Consider the following 21,501-nt stretch of genomic DNA (forward strand, 5'->3'; position numbering starts at 1 on the left):
GACCACGGCGCGTCTGCCGTACGCCGGCCCCCCGAACGCCGCTCGTCCGCCGCATGTCCGCGATGCCCGCCGCCCCCGCCCGCCGGAGGGCCGTGCGGCACACCCCAGAGAAGGTGACATACCGTCATGAACCGTGCCTTGAACCCCGGTTCCGCCCCCGCCCTGCTGGGCAGACGCAAGCTCCTCGGACTCGGCCTCGGGGCCGGTGCCGCGATGGCACTGGCCGCGTGCGGCGGCAGCAGTACGGCCGCCCCGGGCGGGCACAGTGCCGGCGCCGGCGTGCTGAAGTGGGGCTGGGCGCTGCCCACCTCCTGGGACCCGGTGTTCTCCTCGGCCGGCTGGGACGTGCACGCACTCTCCCTCGTCTACGCCGGGCTGACCAAGCTGGACCCGCACGGGGCGGCAGTGCCGGCCCTGGCGAGCGGGTGGACGTACGACAGCGCCGGCACCCGCGTCACCTTCACCCTCCGGCCGAACCTGACCTTCTCCGACGGCACCGCGCTGGACGCCGCCGCCGTCAAGAAGAGCCTGGACCGCGGCCGCACCGACCCCAAGTCGCTGGTGGCGCCCCAGCTCACCTCCGTGAAGGCGATCTCCGCGCCCGCCGCGAACACCGTCGTCATCGACCTGACCCACCCGGACTACCAGATCCCCAACCTGCTGGCGGGCAAGACCGGGATGATCGTCAACCCGGCGGAGTTCGGCGCGAACGCCGCGTCCCTGGCCGCGCGGCCGGCCGGCGCCGGGCCGTTCACGCTGACCTCGTACACGCAGAACGAGAAGGCGGTGCTGCGCCGCAACCCCGGCTACTGGGACGCGGCGTCCGTCAAGCTCGGCGGCTTCGAGCTGTATCCGCTGCCGGACGCCTCCACGGTGGTGGCCGCGCTGCAGTCGGGCCAGTACAACGTGGCGCAGATCCCGGGCAGTCAGGTCGCCGCGGCCCAGGCGGCGGGCCTGGAGGTGCAGGTCATCCCGTCGATGGTGGTCGCCACCCTGGACGTCGACAGCGCCCGGGCGCCCTTCACCGATCCGCGCGTGGTGCAGGCGCTGAAGTTCGCGATCGACCGCGAGGCGTTGCTGAAGACCGAGGCGTTCGGCCACGGCGAGGTGACGTACCAGCCCTTCCCCAAGGGCTACGCGGGCTACGACCCGGGCAGCGACGGCCTGTTCGCGTACGACCCGGCCAAGGCGAAGGCGCTGCTGGCCCAGGCCGGGCACGCCGGCGGGCTGGACATCACGCTGACGACGTCGGCCGCGGCCGGTGTGCCCGAGCAAATACAGGCGCAGCTCAAGCAGGTCGGGATCAACGCGAAGATCGAGGTCATCCCGCAGGCGCAGTTCACCCAGATCATCTACATCCAGCACAGCCGGCAGGTGGCGGTGGACCAGTTCGCCGGCCGCGACTCGGCGGTGCAGGCGTTCCAGGTGCTCTTCGGGCAGCAGGGGCTGATGAACCCGGGCCGCGCCACGCCGCCCGAACTCACCGCCGCGCTGGACAAGGTGACCCGCACCCCGCTGGACTCCCCCGACTACCCGACGGTGCTCCAGGCGGCCACCGCGACCGCGGTCCGCACGATGCCCAACGTCTTCCTCTACACCGTGCCGCGGATCCTGGCCCGCGCCAAGGGCGTCTCGCCGCTGCCGGAGACCACCGTGGTGCAGCGGTTCGAGGGGGTGACCGTGGCGTGAGCGCGCTCTCCGCGACGGCGCCGACCGGCCGCGCGCGCCCGTCCCTGCTGCGCCGCACCGCCCGCGCGCCCCTGCCGCTCGGTCGCGCGCTGGCCACGGCCGGCACCGTCTTCCTGCTCTCCTCGCTGCTCACCTTCGGGCTCGGCGCGCTGTCGAACGCCAACCCGGCCGCGGCGGTGCTCGGCGAGACCGCGACCCCGGCCGACATCGCCCGGCTGAACCACGCCTTCGGGCTGGACCGGCCGCTGGTGGTGCAGTACGTGAGCTGGCTGGGCCACGCGCTGACCGGGGACCTGGGCCGGTCCTGGTTCACCACCCTGCCGGTGTCGGAGAGCGTTTTCCACGCGCTGCCGGTCGACTTGTCGATCGCGGGGCTCGCGCTGCTGTTCGCGGTGGTGCTCGGCGCGTTCGGCGGTATCACCGCCGCCTGGAACAACGGCGGGCGCTGGGACCGTACGGTGACCGCGCTGTGCTCGGTGGTCGGTACGCTGCCCGCCTTCGTGGTGGCCATCGGCCTGATCGCGGTGGTCTCGGTGAAACTGGGCTGGCTGCCGTCGGGCGGCTGGGTCCCGCTGGGGCAGGACCCGGCGCAGTGGCTGCGGTACGCGGCGCTGCCAGCCTGCGCGCTCGGCCTGGACGCGGCGGCGAACGTCGCGCGGCAGTTGCGGGCCTCGCTGGTGGGCGAGTTGCGGGCGAACTACGTCACCGGCGCCGCGATGCGCGGACTGTCCGCCCGGCGGGTGCTGTTCGGCCATGTGCTGCGCAACGCCGCGGGGCCCGCGCTGACCGTGCTCGGCATGAGCGTGCCCATGCTGATCGGCGGCGCGGTGGTCACCGAGCGCATCTTCAACCTGCCCGGCATCGCGCAGCTCTCGCTCCAGGCCGCCCAGCAGCACGACGTGCCGGTTATCCAGGGCACGCTGCTGGTCACCGTGGGGGTGGTGCTGATCGCCAACATCGCGGTGAACGCCGGGCTGCTCGCCCTCGATCCGGCGGCCCGGCGGCGTTCGGCCCTCGGGCGGGCGGGGCGGGGCGGCGCGGGGCTCTCGGATGGCGCGGGCGTCTCAGGTGTGGCGGGCGTCGTGGGCGAGGGCGTCGGTTCCGGCCCGGGTACGGGTGCGGGTGCCGGCGGGAGCGCGGGGGCGGCCGGGGCGGGTGCGGCATGAGGACGTTGCGCCGTACCCTGACGCTGCCCGCGGCCCGCGCCGCCCTGGCGGTCCTCGCCGTGGTCGCCGTGCTGGCGGTCTTCGGCGGCCTGATCGCGCCGCAGGACCCGCTGGCCCAGGACACCACGCGGGTGCTCCAGGGCCCGTCCGGCGCTCACCTGCTGGGCACCGACTACCTGGGCCGGGACGTGCTCAGCCGGCTGCTGGCCGGTACCGGGCGCTCGGTGCTGGGCGCCGTGGAGTCGGTGGGCGCGGCCATGGTGCTCGGGGTGGTGCCGGGGCTGGCCTCGCTGTGGCTGGGCCGGGCCTTCGAATGGGCCGCGCTGCGGGTGGTGGACGCGCTGATGACGCTGCCGTTCACGCTCTTCGCCATCGCGGCGGTCGGGGTGTTCGGCAACGGCCTGAACCAGGCGATGCTCGCACTCGGGGTGCTGCTGGCCCCGCTGTTCTTCCGGGTCTCGCGGGCCGCCGCGGTCGGTTTGCGGCAGGCGCAGTACGTCGAGGCCGCCGAGCTGATGGGCGCCTCGCGCGGGCGGATCCTGCGGACCCACATCGCGGCGAAGGTGCTGCCGACGATCGCCGTCACCACCGCGCACGCCCTGGCCACCGCGCTGCTGACGGTCGCCTCGCTGACCTTCCTCGGCGTCGGCGTCCAGCCGCCGGCCCCCACCTGGGGCGGAATGCTCGCCGCCGACCTCGGCTATCTCGCCCAGCAGCCCTGGGCGCCGGTGCTGCCGGGCGTGCTGATCATGATCACGGTCGGTGCGCTGAACCTGCTGGCCGACGCGATACGCGACAGCGGCGCCGCCGGTGCCCCGACGCGGGCCACCGGGCGCCGGCCGTGGCGCCGTACCCGCGAGGCCGCCGGAACCGCCGCGGTGCCGCAGCCGCGGGAGAGGAGGAGCGATGAGGCCGTCGCAGCGTGAGAGCGCGCCGGAGGGCGCGTGGGAAAGCGCCTCGGCAGGCGTCACGGAAGGCGTCGCCGGGACCGCGCCCGGCGCGGGCGAGCCGGTGCTGAGCGTCGAGGGACTGCGCATCACCGTGGGGGCGGGCCGCGCCGAGGCGGTGCGGGACGTGTCCTTCACCGTGCGGGCCGGGGAGGCGGTCGGGGTCGTCGGCGAGTCGGGCAGCGGGAAAACGCTCACCTGCCGGTCGCTGCTCGGGGTGCTGCCGCCCGGGTGCGCGGTGTCGGCGGGCAGCGCGCGGCTGGCCGGCACCGAACTGACCGGGCTCGGCCGGCGGGAGTGGGAGCGGCTGCGGGGCGTACGGCTCGCAGCGGTCTTCCAGGACCCGGCCTCGTATCTCAACCCGGCGCTCACGGTGGGCCGGCAGCTCGCCGAACCGCTGCGGGTGCGGCTCGGGCTCGGCCGCGCGCAGGCCCGGGCCCGGGCGGTGGAACTGTTCGGCTCGGTCGGGCTGCACCGGCCGGCCGAGGTCTACCACCGCTACCCGCACGAGCTGTCCGGCGGCATGCTCCAGCGGGTCCTGATCGCCATCGCGGTCGCCTGCGACCCCCAACTGCTCGTGGCCGACGAGGCGACCACCGCCCTGGACACGGTCGTCCAGGCCGAAGTGCTGGCCCTGCTGGCCCGGTTGCGCCGGGAACGGGCGCTCGCGCTGCTCCTGGTCACCCACGACCTCGCGGTCGTCGCCGAGGTCACCGACCGCGTCCTGGTCTTCTACGCCGGCCAGATCGTCGAGGACGGCCCGACCGCCGAGGTCGTCCGCCGCCCCGCCCACCCCTACACCGCCGCCCTCCTCCGGGTCGCCTCCGCCGGCGACTGGCACCGCCGCGACCTGTCCGTCATCCCCGGCCGCCCCCCGGAAACCGGCGCCACCCCGCCCGGCTGCCGCTTCGCCGACCGCTGCGCCTTCGCGCAGGACCGCTGCCGTACGCAGGAGGTCCCCCTGACGGCAGTGGTGCGGGCGCCAGGTGATGCCGCCGACGACGCGGCCGACGGCGCCCGCCGGGTCCGCTGCCTCCGGGCCGCCGAACTCGCCCCGGCACTGGCCGACGTACGGATCGATCCGCGGGGCGAGGCCCGGGCCGACGCGCGCACACCGAAGGAGGTACCGGCATGACCGCACCCACGACCGGGGCCCTGGACCCCGCGCGCCGCCCGAAGGACGCCGAGCAGTCGGAACGAACGGAAGCGGCCGAACTCCCGGGAGAAGCCCGGCACTTCGAGCAGCCCGAGCACGTAGGTGCTGTACAGGACGAGGCACTTGACGACAGCGGCGCCGGGTCCGGCGATACGGACGCGGCCGCAGCGGACACGGCGGAACGAACGGAACGGCACTTCGAGCGGCCCGAGCCCACCGGTGCCGCACGGAACCAGGCGCGGGACGACAGCGGCGCCGCGCCCGGCGATACGCGCACGGCGGCGGCGGAACGAACCGAACAGACCGAACCCCCGGGGAAGGACCGGCACTTCGAACAGCCTGAGCCCGTCGGTGCCGCACGGGACGACGTGCGGGACAACGGCGACACCGCGCCCCGGGGCACGGGGAAGGACGCAGTCGGCCCAACAGAGCAGGCCGAACTCCCCCGGCAGGCTCAGCACTTCGAGCAACCCGAAGCAGTCGGCGCCACCCCGGACCAGGCGCGGGACGACAGCGGCGCCGCGCCCGGCGATACGCATGCGGCTCCAGCGGACTCAGCGACCGAGCGCACGCACACGACCGTGCTGCACATCGCGTCCCTGGGGGTGTCGTACGGCCGGCGCGGGCGGCGCGGCGGGGGTGGCGACGTGCTCAGGGGGGTGGACCTGGAGGTCGGAGCCGGGGAAATCGTCGGGGTGATCGGGGAGACCGGCTCGGGCAAGACGACGCTCGCGCGGGCCGTGGTGGGGGCGGCGCCGGTGAGCGGGGGGCGGATCGGGGTCGGCGGGGTGGACGTGAGCGCCCTGCGCGGCCGGGAGTTGCGGGCGCACCGCAGGTCCGGGCGGGTGCAGTACATGTTCCAGGACCCGTTGCGCTCGCTCGACCCGGACCTGACGGTGACCGAACTGGTCGGTGAGCCGCTGGCGGTGGCCGGTACGCCCCGGCCGGAGCGCCGGGCCCGGGTCGCCGAGGCGCTGCGGCGGGCCGGACTGGACCCGGAAGCTCTGGGAGAGCGCATTCCCGGGGCGCTGTCCGGCGGGCAGCGGCAGCGGGTCGCGCTGGCCCGGGCGATCGTCACCCGACCGGCGCTGCTGCTGGCCGACGAACCGGTGAGCGCCCTGGACGCGTCCAACCGCAACCACGTGCTGCGGCTGCTCGACGAACTGCGCCGCGACCTGGGCGTCGCCATCGTGGTGATCTCGCACGACCTGAGCTCGCTGGCCGGCGTCGCCGACCGCATCGCGGTCCTCTACCGCGGCCGCCTGGTCGAACAGGGCCCCACCGCCGAAGTGCTGGGCCGCCCGCTGCACCCGTACACGGCCCTGCTCACCGCCTCGGCCCCGCGCATCGACCGCGTCCGCGACAACGGGGAGAGCGCTCTCCCCGCCCTGCCGGACCTCGCCGCGCCGCCCGAGCCGCCGGCCTGGTCGGCGGACCCCGGCGCCTGCGTCTTCGCACACCGTTGTCCGTTCGCGGACGACGCCTGCCGTACCGGGCCGGACGCGGCACCGTACCCCGGCGGCCGGAGCGCCGCCTGCCACCACGCCCTGCGCCCGGCCGGCGCACCGGCCCGCACCTGACCGCGTACCGCCCAGCCCCTGCACCCCCATGTCCCCAACACCCCCGGAGAGCCCCGTGACCGTCGAGTTCATCGGCATCGCCGCCACCCAGGAGTTCAGCGAGACCGGCACCGCGGCCGGGCCCGCGGTCGATCCGGCGTACCTGGCCGAACTGGCCCGCGCCCATGAGGAGTCCGGCTTCGACCGGGTGCTGGTCGCACATTCCTCGGCCAGCCCGGACGGCTTCACGGTCGCCGACCAGGTGCTCAGCCGCACCACCCGGCTCGGGGTGCTGCTGGCGCACCGGCCCGGCTTCGTCGCCCCGACGCTGACCGCGCGGAAGTTCGCCACGCTGGACGCCTTCCACCCCGGCCGGGTCGCCCTGCACGTGATCACCGGCGGGGACGACGCCGACCAGGCCAGGGACGGCGACCTCAGCGACAAGCCGACCCGCTACCGCCGCACCGACGAGTTCCTCCAGGTGGTCCGCAGGGAGTGGGAGTCGGCCGAACCCTTCGACTTCGAGGGCGAGTTCTACACCGTGCGCGGCGGCTGGTCGTCGGTGCGGCCCCGGGTGCCGATCCCGGTGTACTTCGGCGGCGCCTCGGCCGACGCGGTGCGGGTCGGCGGCCGGCACGCCGACGTGTACGCCTTCTGGGGCGAGCCGCTGGCCGGCATCGCCGAGCGGATCGACCGGGTCCGGGCGGCGGCGCGGCCGTACGGCCGGGACCCGCGGTTCAGCGTCAGCCTGCGGCCGATTCCGGCGGAAACCGAGGCCGAGGCGTGGCGCCGCGCGCAGGACGTGCTGCGGCTGACCAAGGAGCGGGCCGGCGAACTGCGCAAGGCGTTCAACCTCGACCACAGTGCCCAGGAGGGCTCACGCCGGCTGCTGGACTACGCCGCGCGCGGTGACGTGCACGACAAGCGGCTGTGGACCGCGATCGCCAAGGAGACCGGCGCGGCGGGCAACTCCACGGCGCTGGTGGGCAGTTACGAGCAGGTCGCCGAGTCGCTGCTGGACTACGTGGCGCTGGGCGTGAGCACGCTGCTGATCCGCGGTTTCCGTCCGCTGGCCGACGCCCGCGACTACGGCTCCCTGGTGAAGCTGGTGCGCGAGCAGGCGGACGGAGCCGCGCTCGCGGGGGCGGCGGCGGTATGACCCGGACAGCCGGCCGCCCGGTCCCGACCACCTCGCACTGGGGGGCGTTCGGGGTGCGGCGCGGCGCGGACGGCTCGGTGCTGGCCGTGCCCCACCCGGCCGACCCGGCGCCCTCGCCACTGCTGGCCGGGGTGCCGGGCGCGCAGCGCCACCCCACCCGGATCCGAAGGCCTGCCGCCCGCCTGGGCTGGCTCGAGCGCGGCCCGGGCCCGACCGGGCGGCGCGGGTCCGAGCCGTTCGTGGAGTTGGACTGGGACGAGGCGCTGGACCTGGCCGCGGCCGAACTGGCCCGGGTCCGGGACCGCCACGGCAACCAGGCGGTCTTCGGCGGCTCCTACGGCTGGGCCAGCGCGGGCCGTTTCCACCACGCGCAGAGCCAACTGCACCGGTTCCTCTCGGCTTTCGGCGGTTTCACGGGTTCGCGCAACTCCTACAGCCTGGGCACCTCGCTGGTGCTGCTGCCGTATCTGGTGGGTGACGCCGACAGCGTGCTGCGCTCCGCCACCTCGTGGCCGGTGATCACCCGGCACACCGAACTGGTGCTGGCCTTCGGGGGGATCCCGGAGAAGAACGTGTACGTCACGCCGGGCGGCGTGACGCGGCACGGCACCCCGGGGCACCTCGCCGCGCTGGCCGCTGCCGGTGCGCAGGTGGCGCTGATCAGCCCGCTGCGGGACGACCTGCCGGACGGGCAGCCGGCGCGCTGGTACCCGATCCGGCCCGCCACGGACACCGCTCTGATGCTGGGCCTGGCCCATACCCTGGTCCAGGAGGGCCTGTACGACCGGGAGTTCACCGACCGGTACTGCACCGGGACCGACGTCCTGCTGCGCTATCTGCGCGGCGAGGCGGACGGCGTGCCCAAGGACGCGCGGTGGGCGGCGGACCTGACCGGGCTGCCGGCCGAGGCGATCCGGGACCTGGCGCGACGGGCCGCCGCGCACCGCACCCTGGTCACCGTCACCTGGTCGCTGCAGCGCGCCCGGCACGGCGAGCAGCCGGTGTGGGCGGGCCTGGCGCTGGCCGCGCTGCTGGGCCAGATCGGGCTGCCCGGCGGCGGCTTCGGGCACGGCTACGGCTCGATGGGCGACGTCGGCGACACCGGCCCGCAGACCCGGCTGCCCCATCTGCCGCAGGGCCGCAACCCGGTCACCGAGTTCATCCCCTGCGCGCGGATCGCCGACCTGCTGCTGCACCCGGGCGAGAGCTACGACTACGACGGCACGCGGCGCACGTACCCGGACATCCGGCTGGTGCACTGGGCCGGCGGCAACCCGTTCCACCACCACCAGGACCTGGGGCGGCTGCGGCGGGCCTTCGGCCGGCCCGACACGGTTCTGGTGCACGAGACGCACTGGACGGCGACCGCCCGCCACGCCGACCTGGTGCTGCCGGCGACGACCGCCCTGGAGCGCGAGGACATCGGCGCCGGGCGCCGGGACACCCACCTGATCGCCATGCACCGGGCGGCGGACCCGTACGGCCAGGCGCGCGACGACCACGCGATCCTGGCCGGGCTGGCCGAACGCCTGGGATTCGGCCAGGAGTTCACCGAGGGCCGGGACACCCGGCAGTGGCTGGAGCACCTGTACGGCACCTGGGCACGGGAGTCGGCCGCCTCCGGGGCCGGTGAGCCGCCCCCGTTCGAGGAGTTCTGGGCCGCCGGCGAGTGGGAGCTGCCCGGCCGGCCGGCCGAGCGCACGCTGTTCGCCGCCTTCCGGGCCGACCCGCAGAGCGCTCCCCTGGCCACGCCCAGCGGCCGGATCGAGCTGGCCAGCGCGCGGATCGCGGCCATGGACCTGCCGGACTGCCCGGGCCACCCGGCGTGGCTGGAGCCCGAGGAATGGCCGGGCGCCCCCGCCGCCGCGCGCCATCCGCTGCTGCTGATCGCCAATCAGCCGGCGACCCGGCTGCACAGTCAGCTCGACACCGGCGCGCTCAGCCTGGCGGCGAAGGTGGCCGGCCGGGAGGCGGTGCAGATGCATCCCGAGGACGCGGGAGAGCGCTCCATCAGCCCCGGGGACCTGGTGCGGATCTTCAACGACCGCGGGGCGTGCCTGGCCGGGGCGGTGCTGACCGACCGCATCGCCCGGGGGGTGGTGCGGCTGCCCACGGGTGCCTGGTTCGATCCGGTGCCCGGGCACGAGCCGCCGCTGTGCGCGCACGGCAATCCCAATGTCCTGACCGCGGACGTGCCCAGCTCCCGGCTGTCCCAGGGCTGCACGGGCCAGCACGCGCTGGTGGAGATCGAGCGGTGGTCCGGCGGCGAGCCGCCGCCGGTGACCGTACGGGAGCCGCCCCGCTTCGTCCCGGACCCGCGCCCCGGCTCCGGGCCTAATTCCGGCTCCGGCCTCGGTTCCGGCGCCGCTCCAGGTCCCGGTCCCGAGCCGCGCGGCGGCGGCACGCCGCCGTCCGCCACGCCCCCACGACACGAACCCCCGCACGACAGGGAGAGCACACCATGACCACCGAGCCGCGCCTTCGCACCGCGCCCGCTGACGTACCCGACGACGTGCCAGAAGACGCGGCGGCCGACCGGGCACCCGTGCTGCCCGAGCCCGACTGGGACCGGTTGCCGGAGGTCGCCGAGGAGCTGGCCGCGAGGGCGGCGGGGCACGACGCGGACGGCTCGTTCCCGTACGAAGGGGTGGCGGCCGTGCACCGGGCGGGGCTGCTGACCGCGAGCGTGGGGCGGGCGTTCGGCGGGCCGGGCGGCGGGCTGGCGGACGCGGTACGCATTCTGGCCGCGCTGGGCGGCGGCGACCCGGCGGTGGCGCTGGTCACGGCGATGACGCTGTTCACGCACGCGGCGCAGGCCCGGGAGGCCACCTGGCCGCGGGCCCCGTACCGGGAGCTGCTGGCGGCGTCGGCGCGGGGACCGGCGCTGGTCAACGCGCTGCGGGTGGAGCCGGATCTGGGCAGTCCGGTGCGCGGCGGGCTGCCGGCCACCACGGCACGGCGGCGCGCGGACGGCGACTGGGAGCTGACCGGGCACAAGATCTTCTCCACCGGCGCGGTGGCGCTGGCGTGGATGGCGGTGTGGGCGCGGACCGACGAGGACCCGGTGCGGGTCGGGTCGTTCCTGGTCCGCGGCGGCTCGCCCGGCGTGGAGATCCGCCCCACCTGGGACCACCTGGGCCTGCGCGCCAGCCGCAGTGACGACGTGCTGCTGGACGCCGTACGCGTGCCGGCCGGGCAGGTCGCCGGGCTCGCCCCGCACGCCCCCGGGGCCGGTGGCGGCCGGGACGCGGTGACCGGCGCCTGGAACGCGCTCGGCCTGACCGCCCTGTATCTGGGCGTGGCGCGGGCCGCGCAGCGCTGGCTGACCGGTTTCCTGCACGAACGGGTGCCCAGCGCGCTCGGTGCCCCGCTGGCCACACTGCCGCGTCTCCAGAGCGCGGTCGGCGGGATCGAGGTGCGGCTGGCGGGCGCCGAACGCCTGGTGGCGGCGCTGGCCGCCGCCGTGGACGCGGGCGACACCGCAGCCGCGGCCGAGGCGGGCGGCGCCAAGGTGCTGGGCACCCGGGCCGCGATCCGCGCGGTGGAGGAGGCCGTCGCCCTCGTCGGCAACAACGGCCTGACCCGGGCCAATCCGCTGCAACGGCACCTGCGGGACGTCCTGTGTGCCCGAGTGCACACCCCGCAGGACGACTCGGTGCTGGCGGCCGCCGGCCGCGCCGCTCTCGGTCTGTGACGCCCGGCCGCCGGACCCACGTCGTCCCCGGACCGCGGTCCGCCGGTCGGCCACCGCGTACCCCGTCCCCGTACGACCGCCGCCCGCGCCCGACCGGCCCCTCGGCCACTCGCGACAGCCACCCGCAACCGCCCGCAGAACCGATTCCGCGGCCCCCGTCCCCACACCTCTCTCCCGCTCCTCCCGTTCCTCACGAAAGGCCAACGCTCCCATGCCCGTCGAATTCATCGGCATGATCGGGACCCGCGACGTCTCGGAGATCCGGCCGCCGGCCGGGCCGGTCGTCGACCCCGACTACACCCTGCGGTTCGCCCGCGCGCACGAGGAGGCCGGCTTCGACCGGATCCTGATCGGCTACGGTTCCGGCAGCCCGGACGGCACGCAGGTCGCCGCGTACGTGGCCGCGCACACCGAACGGCTGGGGCTGCTGGTCGCGCACCGGCCCGGGTTCGTCGCGCCCACGCTGGCCGCGCGCACCTTCGCGACCCTGGACAGCTTCTCCGGCGGCCGGACCGCCGTGCACATCATCACCGGCGGTCACGACGCCGAGCAGCGCAGGGACGGCGACTACCTGGGCAAGGACGACCGGTACGCGCGCACCGACGAGTACCTGGACATTCTCAAGGCGGCCTGGACCGGCGGGGAAGCGCTCTCCCACGAGGGCCGCTTCTACAAGTTCGAGGACTTCCTGGCTGAAGTACGGCCGGCCGCCGCGCCGCGCATCCCGCTGTACTTCGGGGGGTCGTCGCCGGCGGCGTACCGGGTCGGCGGCAAGCACGCGGACGTGTTCGCGCTGTGGGGCGAGCCGCTGAAGGAGACCGCCGAGCAGATCGCGTCGGTGCGCGCCGCCGCGCAGGCCGCCGGGCGGACCGAGCCGCCGCGGATCAGCGTCTCCTTCCGGCCGGTGCTGGGCCGCACCGACGAGGAGGCGTGGGAGCGCGCGCACCGCATCCTGGACACCATCTCCTCCCGGGGCGCGGCGGGCTCCTTCGTCGGCAGCAGGCGTTCGCCGGTTCCGGTCGGCCCGGACGCGCGGCCGCAGAACACCGGCTCCCAGCGGCTGCTGGCCGCGGCGGCCAGGGCGGATGTGCACGACCGGGCGCTGTGGACGGCGACCGCGAAGGCGACCGGCGCGGCGGGCAACTCCACGGCCCTGGTCGGCTCCCCCGAGACGGTGGCGCAGGCATTGCTGGACTACGTGGACATCGGCGTGACCACCCTGCTGATCCGCGGCTACGACCCGCTGGACGACGCGGTGGACTACGGCCGCGACCTCATCCCCCTGGTGCGGGCGGAGGTCGCCCACCGGGACGCCGCCGCCCGCGCCGCCGTGGCGGCGGCCCGATGAGCCGCCCGGCCGGCACGGTCCTCGCCACCGGCGACCCGGTGCACCCCCGCGTGCCGCGGCCCGCCCCCGCGGACGCGGTCCACTGGCCGCCCCCGTCGGGCCCGACCACGCGCGGCACGATCGTGCTGCTCCCGGGCCGCGGCGAGCACCCCGGCGTCTACGAACGGTTCGGCCGGCGCCTCGCCGCGGACGCCTACGCGGTGCACGTCCTGTCCACCACCTCCGACGCCTCCCCCGCCGACATCGCGGCCCGCGTCGACGCACTCGCCATCACCGCCACCGCCCCCCTCGTCCTGGCCGGCTCCGACACCGGCGCCCTGCTCGCCCTCACAGCCGCCGCCCGCACCACCACCCGCCCGGCCGCCCTGCTGCTGGCAGGGGTCCCGGCCGTGCCCGGCCCCGGCAGCACGGACTCAGCCGACCCGTCGGCGAGCGCGGACGGCAGCCGTACGGCCCATGGCGACGCGCCGTTCACCGACCCCACGAACAGCCCCGACAGCACCGCCACCGCCGGCCCGGTCGCGAACGCAGACACGTACAGCAGCCGGACCGCCCAAAGCGGCGACGCACCGTTCACCGGCTCCACGAACAGCCCCGACGCCGCCGCAACCACCCCCTGGACCGACGAGCTCGACGCCCGCACGAGCTGCCCTGCCCACCGCGGGCGGTTGAGCGCCGACCCGTTGTTCGTGCCCGGCGCCCTTGCCGGTCCGGTGCCCGAGGGGTTGCCGGTCGCGGCCGGTGAGGCGGTGGCGGGGCTCGGCGGGCTGCCGGTGCTGGTGGTGCACGGGGGCGCCGATCCGGTGGCGCCGGTCGCGGTGGGCCGGGCGGTGGCCGGGGCGTTCGCCGCGGGGACGCTGGCCGTGGTCGCCGACGGCCGGCACGACGCGTTCAACGACCTCCAGCACCGCAGTGTGGCCGCGCTCGTCGTGCAGTGGCTGGAACGGCTCCGCGGCGGCGGGGCCGGGCCGGTGCTGGACGTCGAGGGCACCCCGGTGCCGTGAGCGCGGCGGCGCGGCAGCGCGAGCTTCCCACCCGTACGACCCGGAAGGACCCGCACGTCATGACCGTGACCTCTTCGCTCGACGCGGCGCCCGGCCCGGCCGGCGGCGAGCCGCCGTACCCCGCGGACCTGCTCAGGGCGACGCTGCGGCGGCAGGCCGCCTCGGTGGCGGTGGTGACCGTGCCGGGGCCGGCCGGGTTCACCGCGACCTCGTTCACCTCCGCCTCGCTGGAACCGGCCCTGGTCTCCTTCTACCTGGGGTCGGCCGCCTCGACCGCGGCGGCGGTGCGGGAGGCGCCGGTGTTCGCAGTTCACCTGCTGGGCGCGCAACAGGCGGAGCTGGCCAAGGCGTTCGCGCGCAGTGGGGTGGACCGGTTCGCCGGGGTGCCGTGGGCGCCGCGGGACGGCGGGGTTCCGGTCATCGAGGGCGTGGCGGCGTGGCTGACCGCCCGGACCGTCCATGTGGCCGACATCGGCGACCACTTCCTGGTGGTGGGCCGCGTCCTGGCGGCCGGCGGTGACGGCACGCAGGCACCCCTGGTGCACCACAACGGCACGTTCGGCACATTCGGCACCATTCCGGCGGCCTGATCCCGCCAGTCCCGGGGTCGCACGGACGGCCAAGGCCCGTACGGTGCGCGAGCGTTCGCACCGTACGGGCCCCGGCAATCCGGCGCGCCGGGGGCCGCGGCCGGTAACAGGGCGCAACATTGGCGGTCTAAACTCTCCCCGCAACGGCCTGCGGGCTCGCGCCGCGCAGGCCGATTCACGCCACGTCCGTAAGGGGATCCGGGCCTTGATACGAATAGAGTCGGTTACCAAGCGGTATCCCGATGGGACGGTGGCGGTCGACCGGCTGTCGCTGGAGATACCCGACGGCTCGGTCACCGTGCTCGTCGGGCCCTCCGGCTGCGGCAAGACCACCACCTTGCGCATGATCAATCGAATGGTGGAGCTCAGCGAGGGCAGGATCCTGCTCGACGGGGCCGACATCACCCGGCAGCCGGTCAACACGCTGCGCCGGTCCATGGGCTACGTCATCCAGAACGCGGGGCTGTTCCAGCACCGGACCATCGTCGACAACATCGCCACCGTGCCGCGCATGCTCGGCTGGGACCGGGGCCGCGCCCGTACCCGGGCGATGGACCTGATGGAGCGGGTGGGCCTGGACGCGGGGCTGGCCAAGCGGTATCCGTACCAGCTCTCCGGCGGCCAGCAGCAGCGCGTCGGCGTGGCCCGGGCGCTGGCCGCGGATCCGCCGGTGCTGCTGATGGACGAGCCGTTCTCCGCGGTCGACCCGATCGTCCGCAAGACCCTGCAGGCCGAGTTGCTGCGCATTCAGGAGGAGCTGGGCAAGACGATCGTCTTCGTCACCCACGACATCGACGAGGCGATCCGGCTCGGCGACATGGTCGCGGTGATGCGCACCGGCGGCAAGCTGGCCCAGTTCGCGCCGCCGGACGAGTTGCTGTCCGCGCCGGCCGACGAGTTCGTGGAGGACTTCCTCGGCGCCGGCCGCGGGGTGCGGCGGCTGTCGTTCTTCACCTCGGCGGGGCTGGAGCTGACCACCGACCCGGTGGTGGCGGTGGACGCCTCCGCCGCGCAGATCGCCGAGCGCGCCACCGACGACGTACCGTATCTGCTGGTCACGGACGCCGACGGCAGGCCGCTGGGCTGGGCGCGGGCCAAGGACGCGGTGGGCGGCGAAGGGCTGGACGCGGCGCAGTTGCTGTCGCACGGGCGGCCGTTCGAGTTCGGCCGGGACTCGCTGCGGGACGCGCTGGACTGCGCGGTGCTCTCCCCCACCGGCTGGGCGGTCGCGGTGGACGGCGACGGCCGGGTGGTCGGCGTCGCCTCGCAGGAGACCATCGCCGGTGCCATCCGTGACGCGCACGCCGAACGCAAGGGCTCGGCGGACCGGAAGGCCGCGGCCGGCGCGCCGGGCGGACCGGGCGCCACCGGAGCGCGGAGGACGGCGCGGTGAGCGGCGGCGCGGGCTTCTTCGACATTCCCAGCGACCTCCAGCACACCTATCTGGGCCTGATCGGCGAGCACTTGAAGGAGGCGCTGATCCCGGTGGCGGGCGGCCTGGCGCTGTCGCTGCCGATCGCCCAGCTGTGCGTGCGGTTCCGCTGGCTGTACCCGCCGGTGCTGTGGGTGACCACCGTGCTGTACGCGATCCCGTCGATCGCCTTCTTCGTCTTCCTCATCGACTACACCGGCGCCACCGAGACCACGGTGATGATCCCGCTGACGGTCTACAGCCTGGTGGTGCTGGTGCCGGCGATCGTGGACGGGGTGCGGTCGGTGCCCCAGGAGACGCTGGCCGCGGCCGAGGCGATGGGCTTCACCTCGATGCAGCGGTATCTGCGGGTGGAACTGCCGATCGCGGTGCCGGCGATCTTCGCCGGGCTTCGGGTGGCGACCGTCTCCAGCATCAGCCTGGTCAGCGTCGGTTCGCTGATCGGCAACGAGGGGGCGCTGGGCAACCTGCTCAGCGACGCGCACGTCTTCCACCGCTCCAACCTGGCGGTGACGTCGGTGGTGACCACCGCGGTGCTGGCGATCGTCATCGACGCACTGCTGATCGGGATACGGATGCTGCTGACGCCGTGGCTGCCGCGCGGCTCGCGCTCGGCCCGGCGGGCCTCGGTGGACGCGGTGACCGGCCCGGCGCCCGAAGAGGCGCGGCCCCTGGAGGAGGCGGCCCGGTGAGCATCTTCCACTTCATCAACGCCTTCTTCAGCGACGGCAGCCACTGGCACGGCTACGACGGCATTCCGACCCGGATCATGGAGCACCTGCAGTACTCCTTCATGGCGCTGGGCATCGCCGCCGGGATCGCGCTGCCCGTCGGGCTGATCACCGGCCACACCGGGCGCGGCGGCAACGCGCTGGCGCTGATCGCCACCGCCGCCCGCGCACTGCCCAGCTTCGGCCTGCTGGTGCTGATGTTCTTCTGGCTGGGCATCGGGCTGACCCCGGTGATGATCCCGCTGGTGGCCCTCGCGGTGCCGCCGATCCTGGTGACCACCTACGAGGCGGTGCGCACGGTCGATCCCTCGCCGGTGGACGCGGCGCGCGGCATGGGCATGGGCCCGGCGGCGGTGCTGTTCCAGGTCGAACTGCCGGTCGCGCTGCCGCTGATCCTCAGCGGCCTGCGGTCGGCGGCGATCCAGGTGGTCTCCACGGCGGCCATCGCCGCGTACGTGAGTCTCGGCGGCCTCGGCCGCTACGTCATCGACGGCCTCTACCAGCGCAATTACGAGATCGTGGTGGGCGGCGCGACGCTGATCGCGGGCCTGGCGCTGGCGATGATCGCGCTGTTCTGGCTGGTCGAGCGGCTGGTGGTCTCCCCCGGCGTGCGGCGCGGCCGCTGATCCGCCGCCGACGGCACGAGCCCGCACCACGACCGAGCGGCGCGCACCCGGGTGGAAGAACCGGGTGCGCGCCGCTCGGTCGTTACGGCGGCCGTGCTCAGCTTTCGGCGCGGCGCAGGGCCAGTTCGAGCACGGACAGCAGCGCGTCGCGTACGGAGCCCCGCTCGCGGGCGTCGAAGGTGATCAGCGGCACCTGGTCGGCGATGTCCAGCGCCCAGCGCACCTCGGTCAGGTCGTGCTCGATCCGCCCGTCGAAGGCGTTGGCGGCGACCACGAACGGGATCCGCTTGTGCTCGAAGTAGTCCACGGCGGCGTAGCAGTCGTCCAGCCGCCGGGTGTCGACGATGACCAGGCCGCCGATCGCGCCCTCGACGATGTCGTCCCACATGAAGCCGAACCGCTCCTGGCCGGGGGTGCCGAACAGGTAGAGCTTCAAGGTGGGGTCGATGGTGATGCAGCCGAAGTCCATGGCGACCGTGGTGGTGGTCTTGCGCGGGGTGTGGGTGAGGTCGTCCACGCCCGCGGCCACCTCAGTGATGGCGGCCTCGGTGGTGAGCGGGGAGATCTCGGAGATGGAGCCGACGGTCGTGGTCTTGCCCACCCCGAACCCGCCCGCGATGACCAGCTTGACCGGCAGCGGTGGCCGGCTGTCCGGAGCCTGCGGGTCGCGGTCCCTGGCCGCGGTGGTCGTCGGTGTCATGGAGTCGTCTCCCGGGAGTCGGGGATGGCGCGCAGGCCGTCGATGACCCTGCGCAGTACGGAAAGGTCGTGAGCGGCCTCGGGTCTGGGCACGTAGACCGCCAGGTCGCCGGTGGACTCCAGGTCCTGGGCCAGGACGCGGACCACGTTCAGGTGCAGCCGCAGGCGGGCGGCGACCTCGGCCAGCGACTGCGGCTGCCGGCAGAGCGCGACGATGTCGCGGCGCTCGAAGGTGAGCCGGTCCAGTTTCTCGATGCCCGGCGCGGTCGCCACCACCTGGGTCTCCAGCGGCATGGGCGGGCCGGTGCCGGTGCCCGCCACGCGGCCCGCGGTGACCAGGAAGGGACGCACCGCGGGGGCGCGTCCCACTGGTTCCGCCGACGACCGGTCCGGCAGGGCGTCCTCACCGACTGGGCCGTCACCGGCCGTCATGAGTGCTCCTTCTTCCCCGGGTTCCGCTGCCTCGGCCCGGTCAGCCGGCCGGTGCGGAACCGATGTTGTTCTTCAGTTCGAGCACGAGCTGCGGGCTGAGCGCGGATCCGGCCCGGTTGGCGAACAGGGTCATCTCGTAGGCGATGTTGCCGAGCTTGGCCTCCTTGGAGGTGACCACGCCCAGGACGGCGCCGCTGCCGATCGCGGAGATCAGGACGTGGCCCTCCTCCAGGTCGATGATCACCTTGTTCAGCCCGCCGAGGCCGTAGTTGCCGGCGACGCCCGCGGCGAGGCTGGTCATGCCGGAGACGATCGCGGCCAGCCGCTCGGAGTCGGAGCTGTCCCGCAGTTGGGAGACGGCGATGAGCAGTCCGTCGGAGGACACGGCGATGGCGTCGACCACGCCGGCCGTCTCGGTGGCGAACCGGCTCAGCAGCCAGGTGAAGTCCGCTGCGGCGGCCCGCAGGTCACCGGCGGACTGCTCGGCCTTGGGGTTCCCTGTCGGCGTTGTCACTGCTGCGCTCCTTCCGGAAGCCCTGCTTCGTGCTGTGTGGTGCCGTCGGCCGAGTCGGCGGCACTGTCGCGGTGCGCGCGTTCCACGGCTGCTTCGAACTCGTCGAGCTCGGACCTGACCGCCTCTGCGTCGACGGTCCGGGGTGCCTCGCGGCCTTCGCGCGCGGCGCCCTCGCCCACGGTGGTGTGCAGGGTCGCGCCGCGCACCCGCCGCCGCAGCGGGCGCGGCCCGTCGCCGTCCGGCCCGGCCTGCGCCGGGTGCGGCGTACTGGCCGCGGTATCCCGGGCGGACGTCCGGTGCGGCGGCAGGGGCTCCGGTTCCGCCCTGTGCGGCGCCGCGGGCGCGGCGCCGGCGGGCGGCTCGGGAGTGTCCGGGCGCTGCCGCTGCGGGACGCGCTGGGGCAGGGCGCCACTCTCGGGGCGCCGGTGCTCCTGCGTGCCGTCCTCGCCGCCGTCCTCGCCCTCGGGCCGCTCCTGCGCGGGGTCCTGCCCGTCCTGGCCGGCGGTGGCCGGGGCGGTGTTCCTGCGGGGCAGGGCGGGCAGCTCCGCCGGTGTGCCGGGGTCGCGGTCCGGGTCGGCGCCGGCGGGCGGGGCGGTGACCAGCGCGGCCCGGGTGTCGGCGTTGCGCGTGCCGGGGCCGAAGTTGTCGTACGCCGAGCCGGCCTCGGCGAAGGGGCTCATGAGCAGCAGCAGCGCCGAGGGGATCGTCACCCGGGCGGTGACGCCGCCGCCGGTGGTGCGGCTGAGGGTGACCCGCACGCCCCACCGGCGGGCCAGGCTGCCGACCACGAACAGGCCGAGCACCTTGGTGGGCACCAGGTCCAGGCGTTCGCGGCGGATCAGCCGGGCGTTCTCCTCGGCGAGCCGTTCGGCGCTCATGCCCAGGCCGTGGTCGCGGATCTCGATCAACGCGCCGTCCGGGCCGGTGCGGAGCGTGACCTCGACGGGGCTGCGGGCCGGGGAGAAGGCGACCGCGTTCTCCAGCAGCTCGGCGAGCATCAGCGTCAGGTCGGCGATGATGTCCGGGGCCACCGTCACGTCGCCGTCGGCGCGCAGCGAGACCCGCTGGTAGCCCTCGATCTGGCCGAGCGCGGCGCGCACCACGTTGCTGAGCGCGGTGGGACCGCCGTCCAGGCCGGTCTCGCGGATGCCGGCCAGCAGCATCAGGCTGTCGGCGTTGCGCTGCAGGCGCACCGCGAGGTGGTCGATGCGGTAGAGGCGGTCGAGCCGGTCGGGGTCGGTCTCCTCGTGCTCGACGGCGTCGATCAGGGCGAGCTGCCGGGCGGTGAGGTTGCTGATCCGGCGGCCGACGTTGCCGAACATCTCCGCCACGTTGCGGCGGCTGAGCACCTGGCGTTCCAGCAGGGCGGCGGCGGTGCTCTGCACCCGGTTGAACGCCTGGGCCAGATCGCCGATCTCGTCGCGGGCCGACACGGGCACGTTGCGCAGCCGCAGCGGGCCGGCGTCGTCCGCGTCGTCGTCGGCGACCCGGGCCAGTTCCTGGCCGGCGACGTCGGCGACCTCGGTGGCGGCGCCGGTCAGCACGTGCACCGGGCGCACCACGGAGCGGCGTACCGCCACCGACAGCGCCAGCCAGCCGATGAACGCCAGGACGGCGACGGCGAGCAGCAGCGCGGCCCGCCACCAGGCACGGTTGGAGGCATTGTCGGCGCGGGTGGCGATCTGGTCGATCAGGTCACCGGTGAGCTTCAGCCGGTGCTGGGCCTGCGTCTGGTAGTCCGGGTAGGAGCGCAGCGCCTTGTCGAGCTCCATCTGCACCTGGTGGGGCGTGCCGGAGCCGAGGGCGCTGGGGTCGATCTGGAGTCCGGCGTACTGCAGCGCCAGGGAGTTCCACACCGGGGTCTGCTCGATGCCGGCCAGTTCCTCGCTCTGCGCCTCGGTGGCGAACCGGCCGAAGCGGGCCGCCTGGTCGGTGTAGAGGCGGTCGTCGCCGACCGCGTTGACGAACTCGATCAGCGCGTTCGCGTCACCGGTCTGGGCGGAGAACACCGCGGTCTCGAAGGAGCTGTGCGCTGCCTCGGCGCGCAGCAGCGAGTCCAGCAGGGTGGCGGTGCGGGTGTCACCCATGGTACGGACCAGGTCCAGGCCGTCGATCAGGCCGTCGACCGCGGAGATGTACGCCGGGTCGATGTTGTCGGCCGGCAGGTAGCTCTGCTCCACGGTGGACCGCAGGCTGCCCCAGCCGTTGATCTCCTTGAGGATCTGCGCCTCGGCGTCCGGCAGCCGCGAGCCGAAGGTGTCGCGCACCTTGTCCACCTGGGTGTCGACCGCCTGCCGGGCCGCCAGGTAGGGGGCCAGGGACGGGCGCCGCCCGTCGGTGGCCGCCTCGTAGTGCACGGACAGCAGCAGCGCCTGCTGGTGCTCGGTCTGCACGCGGTCCACCAGTTCGGCGACCTGCCGGCTGTCGCGGACCAGGCGGGCCGCGGAGCCGGCCGTCCTGGCCTGGCCGACCAGTCCGCTGATGACATAGGCCAGCAGCAGGCCGACCACTACCAGGGGTACGCCCACCAGCACGTTCAGCTTGCGACGGAACGGCCACCGGTCGGCGAACGCCTGCTCGCCACCCCGTCCGGGCGGCACCGGGCGCGGCCGCGCCGGCCCGTCCACCTCGTCCACGGACACCCCAAGCCCTCCTGCGTGATGACCCTTGGATACCAGGCACGCCGTCCCGGTGGTCGCGTGGGGGGGCGACCACGGGCCGGGGACCGGTCGGTTGTCGTTGGACGACGGCGCCG

The 21,501-nt window shown here is 74.9% G+C and carries 18 protein-coding genes; 14 read left to right on the top strand and 4 right to left on the bottom strand.

Going from position 1 to position 21,501, the window contains the following annotated elements:
- Positions 1-126: 126 nt before the first annotated feature.
- From ITX44_RS26895 to ITX44_RS26960, 14 genes are all read left to right on the top strand, one after another.
- Complete coding sequence (locus tag ITX44_RS26895) at positions 127-1,689, top strand: ABC transporter substrate-binding protein (RefSeq protein ID WP_205359989.1); 1,563 nt, start codon at positions 127-129, stop codon at positions 1,687-1,689.
- Complete coding sequence (locus ITX44_RS26900) at positions 1,686-2,855, top strand: ABC transporter permease (protein ID WP_205359990.1); 1,170 nt, start codon at positions 1,686-1,688, stop codon at positions 2,853-2,855. The genes ITX44_RS26895 and ITX44_RS26900 overlap by 4 nt, the downstream gene beginning before the upstream one ends.
- The gene (locus ITX44_RS26905) at positions 2,852-3,781 is read left to right on the top strand and encodes an ABC transporter permease (protein WP_205359991.1); all 930 of its coding nucleotides are present in this window, start codon (positions 2,852-2,854) and stop codon (positions 3,779-3,781) included. Before ITX44_RS26900 ends, ITX44_RS26905 begins: the two co-directional genes overlap by 4 nt.
- Complete coding sequence (locus ITX44_RS26910) at positions 3,762-4,937, top strand: ABC transporter ATP-binding protein (protein WP_205359992.1); 1,176 nt, start codon at positions 3,762-3,764, stop codon at positions 4,935-4,937. The genes ITX44_RS26905 and ITX44_RS26910 overlap by 20 nt, the downstream gene beginning before the upstream one ends.
- Positions 4,934-6,538: an ABC transporter ATP-binding protein gene (locus ITX44_RS26915; protein WP_205359993.1), complete on the top strand. Its 1,605-nt coding sequence runs from the start codon at positions 4,934-4,936 to the stop codon at positions 6,536-6,538. Before ITX44_RS26910 ends, ITX44_RS26915 begins: the two co-directional genes overlap by 4 nt.
- A gap of 55 nt (positions 6,539-6,593) precedes the next feature.
- Positions 6,594-7,676 (top strand): LLM class flavin-dependent oxidoreductase, encoded by a 1,083-nt coding sequence (locus ITX44_RS26920; RefSeq protein WP_205359994.1) that lies wholly within the window; start codon positions 6,594-6,596, stop codon positions 7,674-7,676.
- Positions 7,673-10,141: a molybdopterin-dependent oxidoreductase gene (locus ITX44_RS26925; protein WP_205359995.1), complete on the top strand. Its 2,469-nt coding sequence runs from the start codon at positions 7,673-7,675 to the stop codon at positions 10,139-10,141. Before ITX44_RS26920 ends, ITX44_RS26925 begins: the two co-directional genes overlap by 4 nt.
- On the top strand, positions 10,138-11,370 hold the full coding sequence (locus tag ITX44_RS26930; protein ID WP_205359996.1) for an acyl-CoA dehydrogenase family protein: 1,233 nt from the start codon (positions 10,138-10,140) through the stop codon (positions 11,368-11,370). The genes ITX44_RS26925 and ITX44_RS26930 overlap by 4 nt, the downstream gene beginning before the upstream one ends.
- Before the next feature lie 211 nt (positions 11,371-11,581).
- Positions 11,582-12,718: an LLM class flavin-dependent oxidoreductase gene (locus tag ITX44_RS26935; protein ID WP_205359997.1), complete on the top strand. Its 1,137-nt coding sequence runs from the start codon at positions 11,582-11,584 to the stop codon at positions 12,716-12,718.
- On the top strand, positions 12,715-13,722 hold the full coding sequence (locus ITX44_RS26940; RefSeq protein WP_205359998.1) for an alpha/beta hydrolase: 1,008 nt from the start codon (positions 12,715-12,717) through the stop codon (positions 13,720-13,722). Before ITX44_RS26935 ends, ITX44_RS26940 begins: the two co-directional genes overlap by 4 nt.
- Before the next feature lie 59 nt (positions 13,723-13,781).
- Positions 13,782-14,312: a flavin reductase family protein gene (locus tag ITX44_RS26945; protein WP_205359999.1), complete on the top strand. Its 531-nt coding sequence runs from the start codon at positions 13,782-13,784 to the stop codon at positions 14,310-14,312.
- Between the two features lie 205 nt (positions 14,313-14,517).
- The gene (locus tag ITX44_RS26950; protein WP_205360000.1) at positions 14,518-15,705 is read left to right on the top strand and encodes an ABC transporter ATP-binding protein; all 1,188 of its coding nucleotides are present in this window, start codon (positions 14,518-14,520) and stop codon (positions 15,703-15,705) included.
- Entirely contained in the window at positions 15,702-16,436 is a 735-nt protein-coding gene (locus tag ITX44_RS26955) for an ABC transporter permease (protein ID WP_205360001.1), read from the top strand. The genes ITX44_RS26950 and ITX44_RS26955 overlap by 4 nt, the downstream gene beginning before the upstream one ends.
- The gene (locus tag ITX44_RS26960) at positions 16,433-17,101 is read left to right on the top strand and encodes an ABC transporter permease (protein WP_205360002.1); all 669 of its coding nucleotides are present in this window, start codon (positions 16,433-16,435) and stop codon (positions 17,099-17,101) included. Before ITX44_RS26955 ends, ITX44_RS26960 begins: the two co-directional genes overlap by 4 nt.
- Before the next feature lie 97 nt (positions 17,102-17,198).
- Here ITX44_RS26960 and ITX44_RS26965 read toward each other — a convergent pair whose 3' ends face one another.
- From ITX44_RS26965 to ITX44_RS26980, 4 genes are read right to left on the bottom strand one after another with little or no spacing between them, the layout of a single operon-like run.
- Entirely contained in the window at positions 17,199-17,801 is a 603-nt protein-coding gene (locus tag ITX44_RS26965) for a GTP-binding protein (RefSeq protein WP_205360003.1), read from the bottom strand.
- Positions 17,798-18,232: a DUF742 domain-containing protein gene (locus ITX44_RS26970; protein WP_205360004.1), complete on the bottom strand. Its 435-nt coding sequence runs from the start codon at positions 18,230-18,232 to the stop codon at positions 17,798-17,800. Before ITX44_RS26970 ends, ITX44_RS26965 begins: the two co-directional genes overlap by 4 nt.
- 40 nt (positions 18,233-18,272) lie before the next feature.
- On the bottom strand, positions 18,273-18,746 hold the full coding sequence (locus ITX44_RS26975) for a roadblock/LC7 domain-containing protein (protein ID WP_205360005.1): 474 nt from the start codon (positions 18,744-18,746) through the stop codon (positions 18,273-18,275).
- Positions 18,743-21,388: a sensor histidine kinase gene (locus ITX44_RS26980; protein WP_205360006.1), complete on the bottom strand. Its 2,646-nt coding sequence runs from the start codon at positions 21,386-21,388 to the stop codon at positions 18,743-18,745. Before ITX44_RS26980 ends, ITX44_RS26975 begins: the two co-directional genes overlap by 4 nt.
- Positions 21,389-21,501: the final 113 nt, after the last annotated feature.

It is taken from the genome of Actinacidiphila acididurans, from assembly GCF_016918855.1.
Lineage (GTDB): Bacteria > Actinomycetota > Actinomycetes > Streptomycetales > Streptomycetaceae > Actinacidiphila > Actinacidiphila acididurans.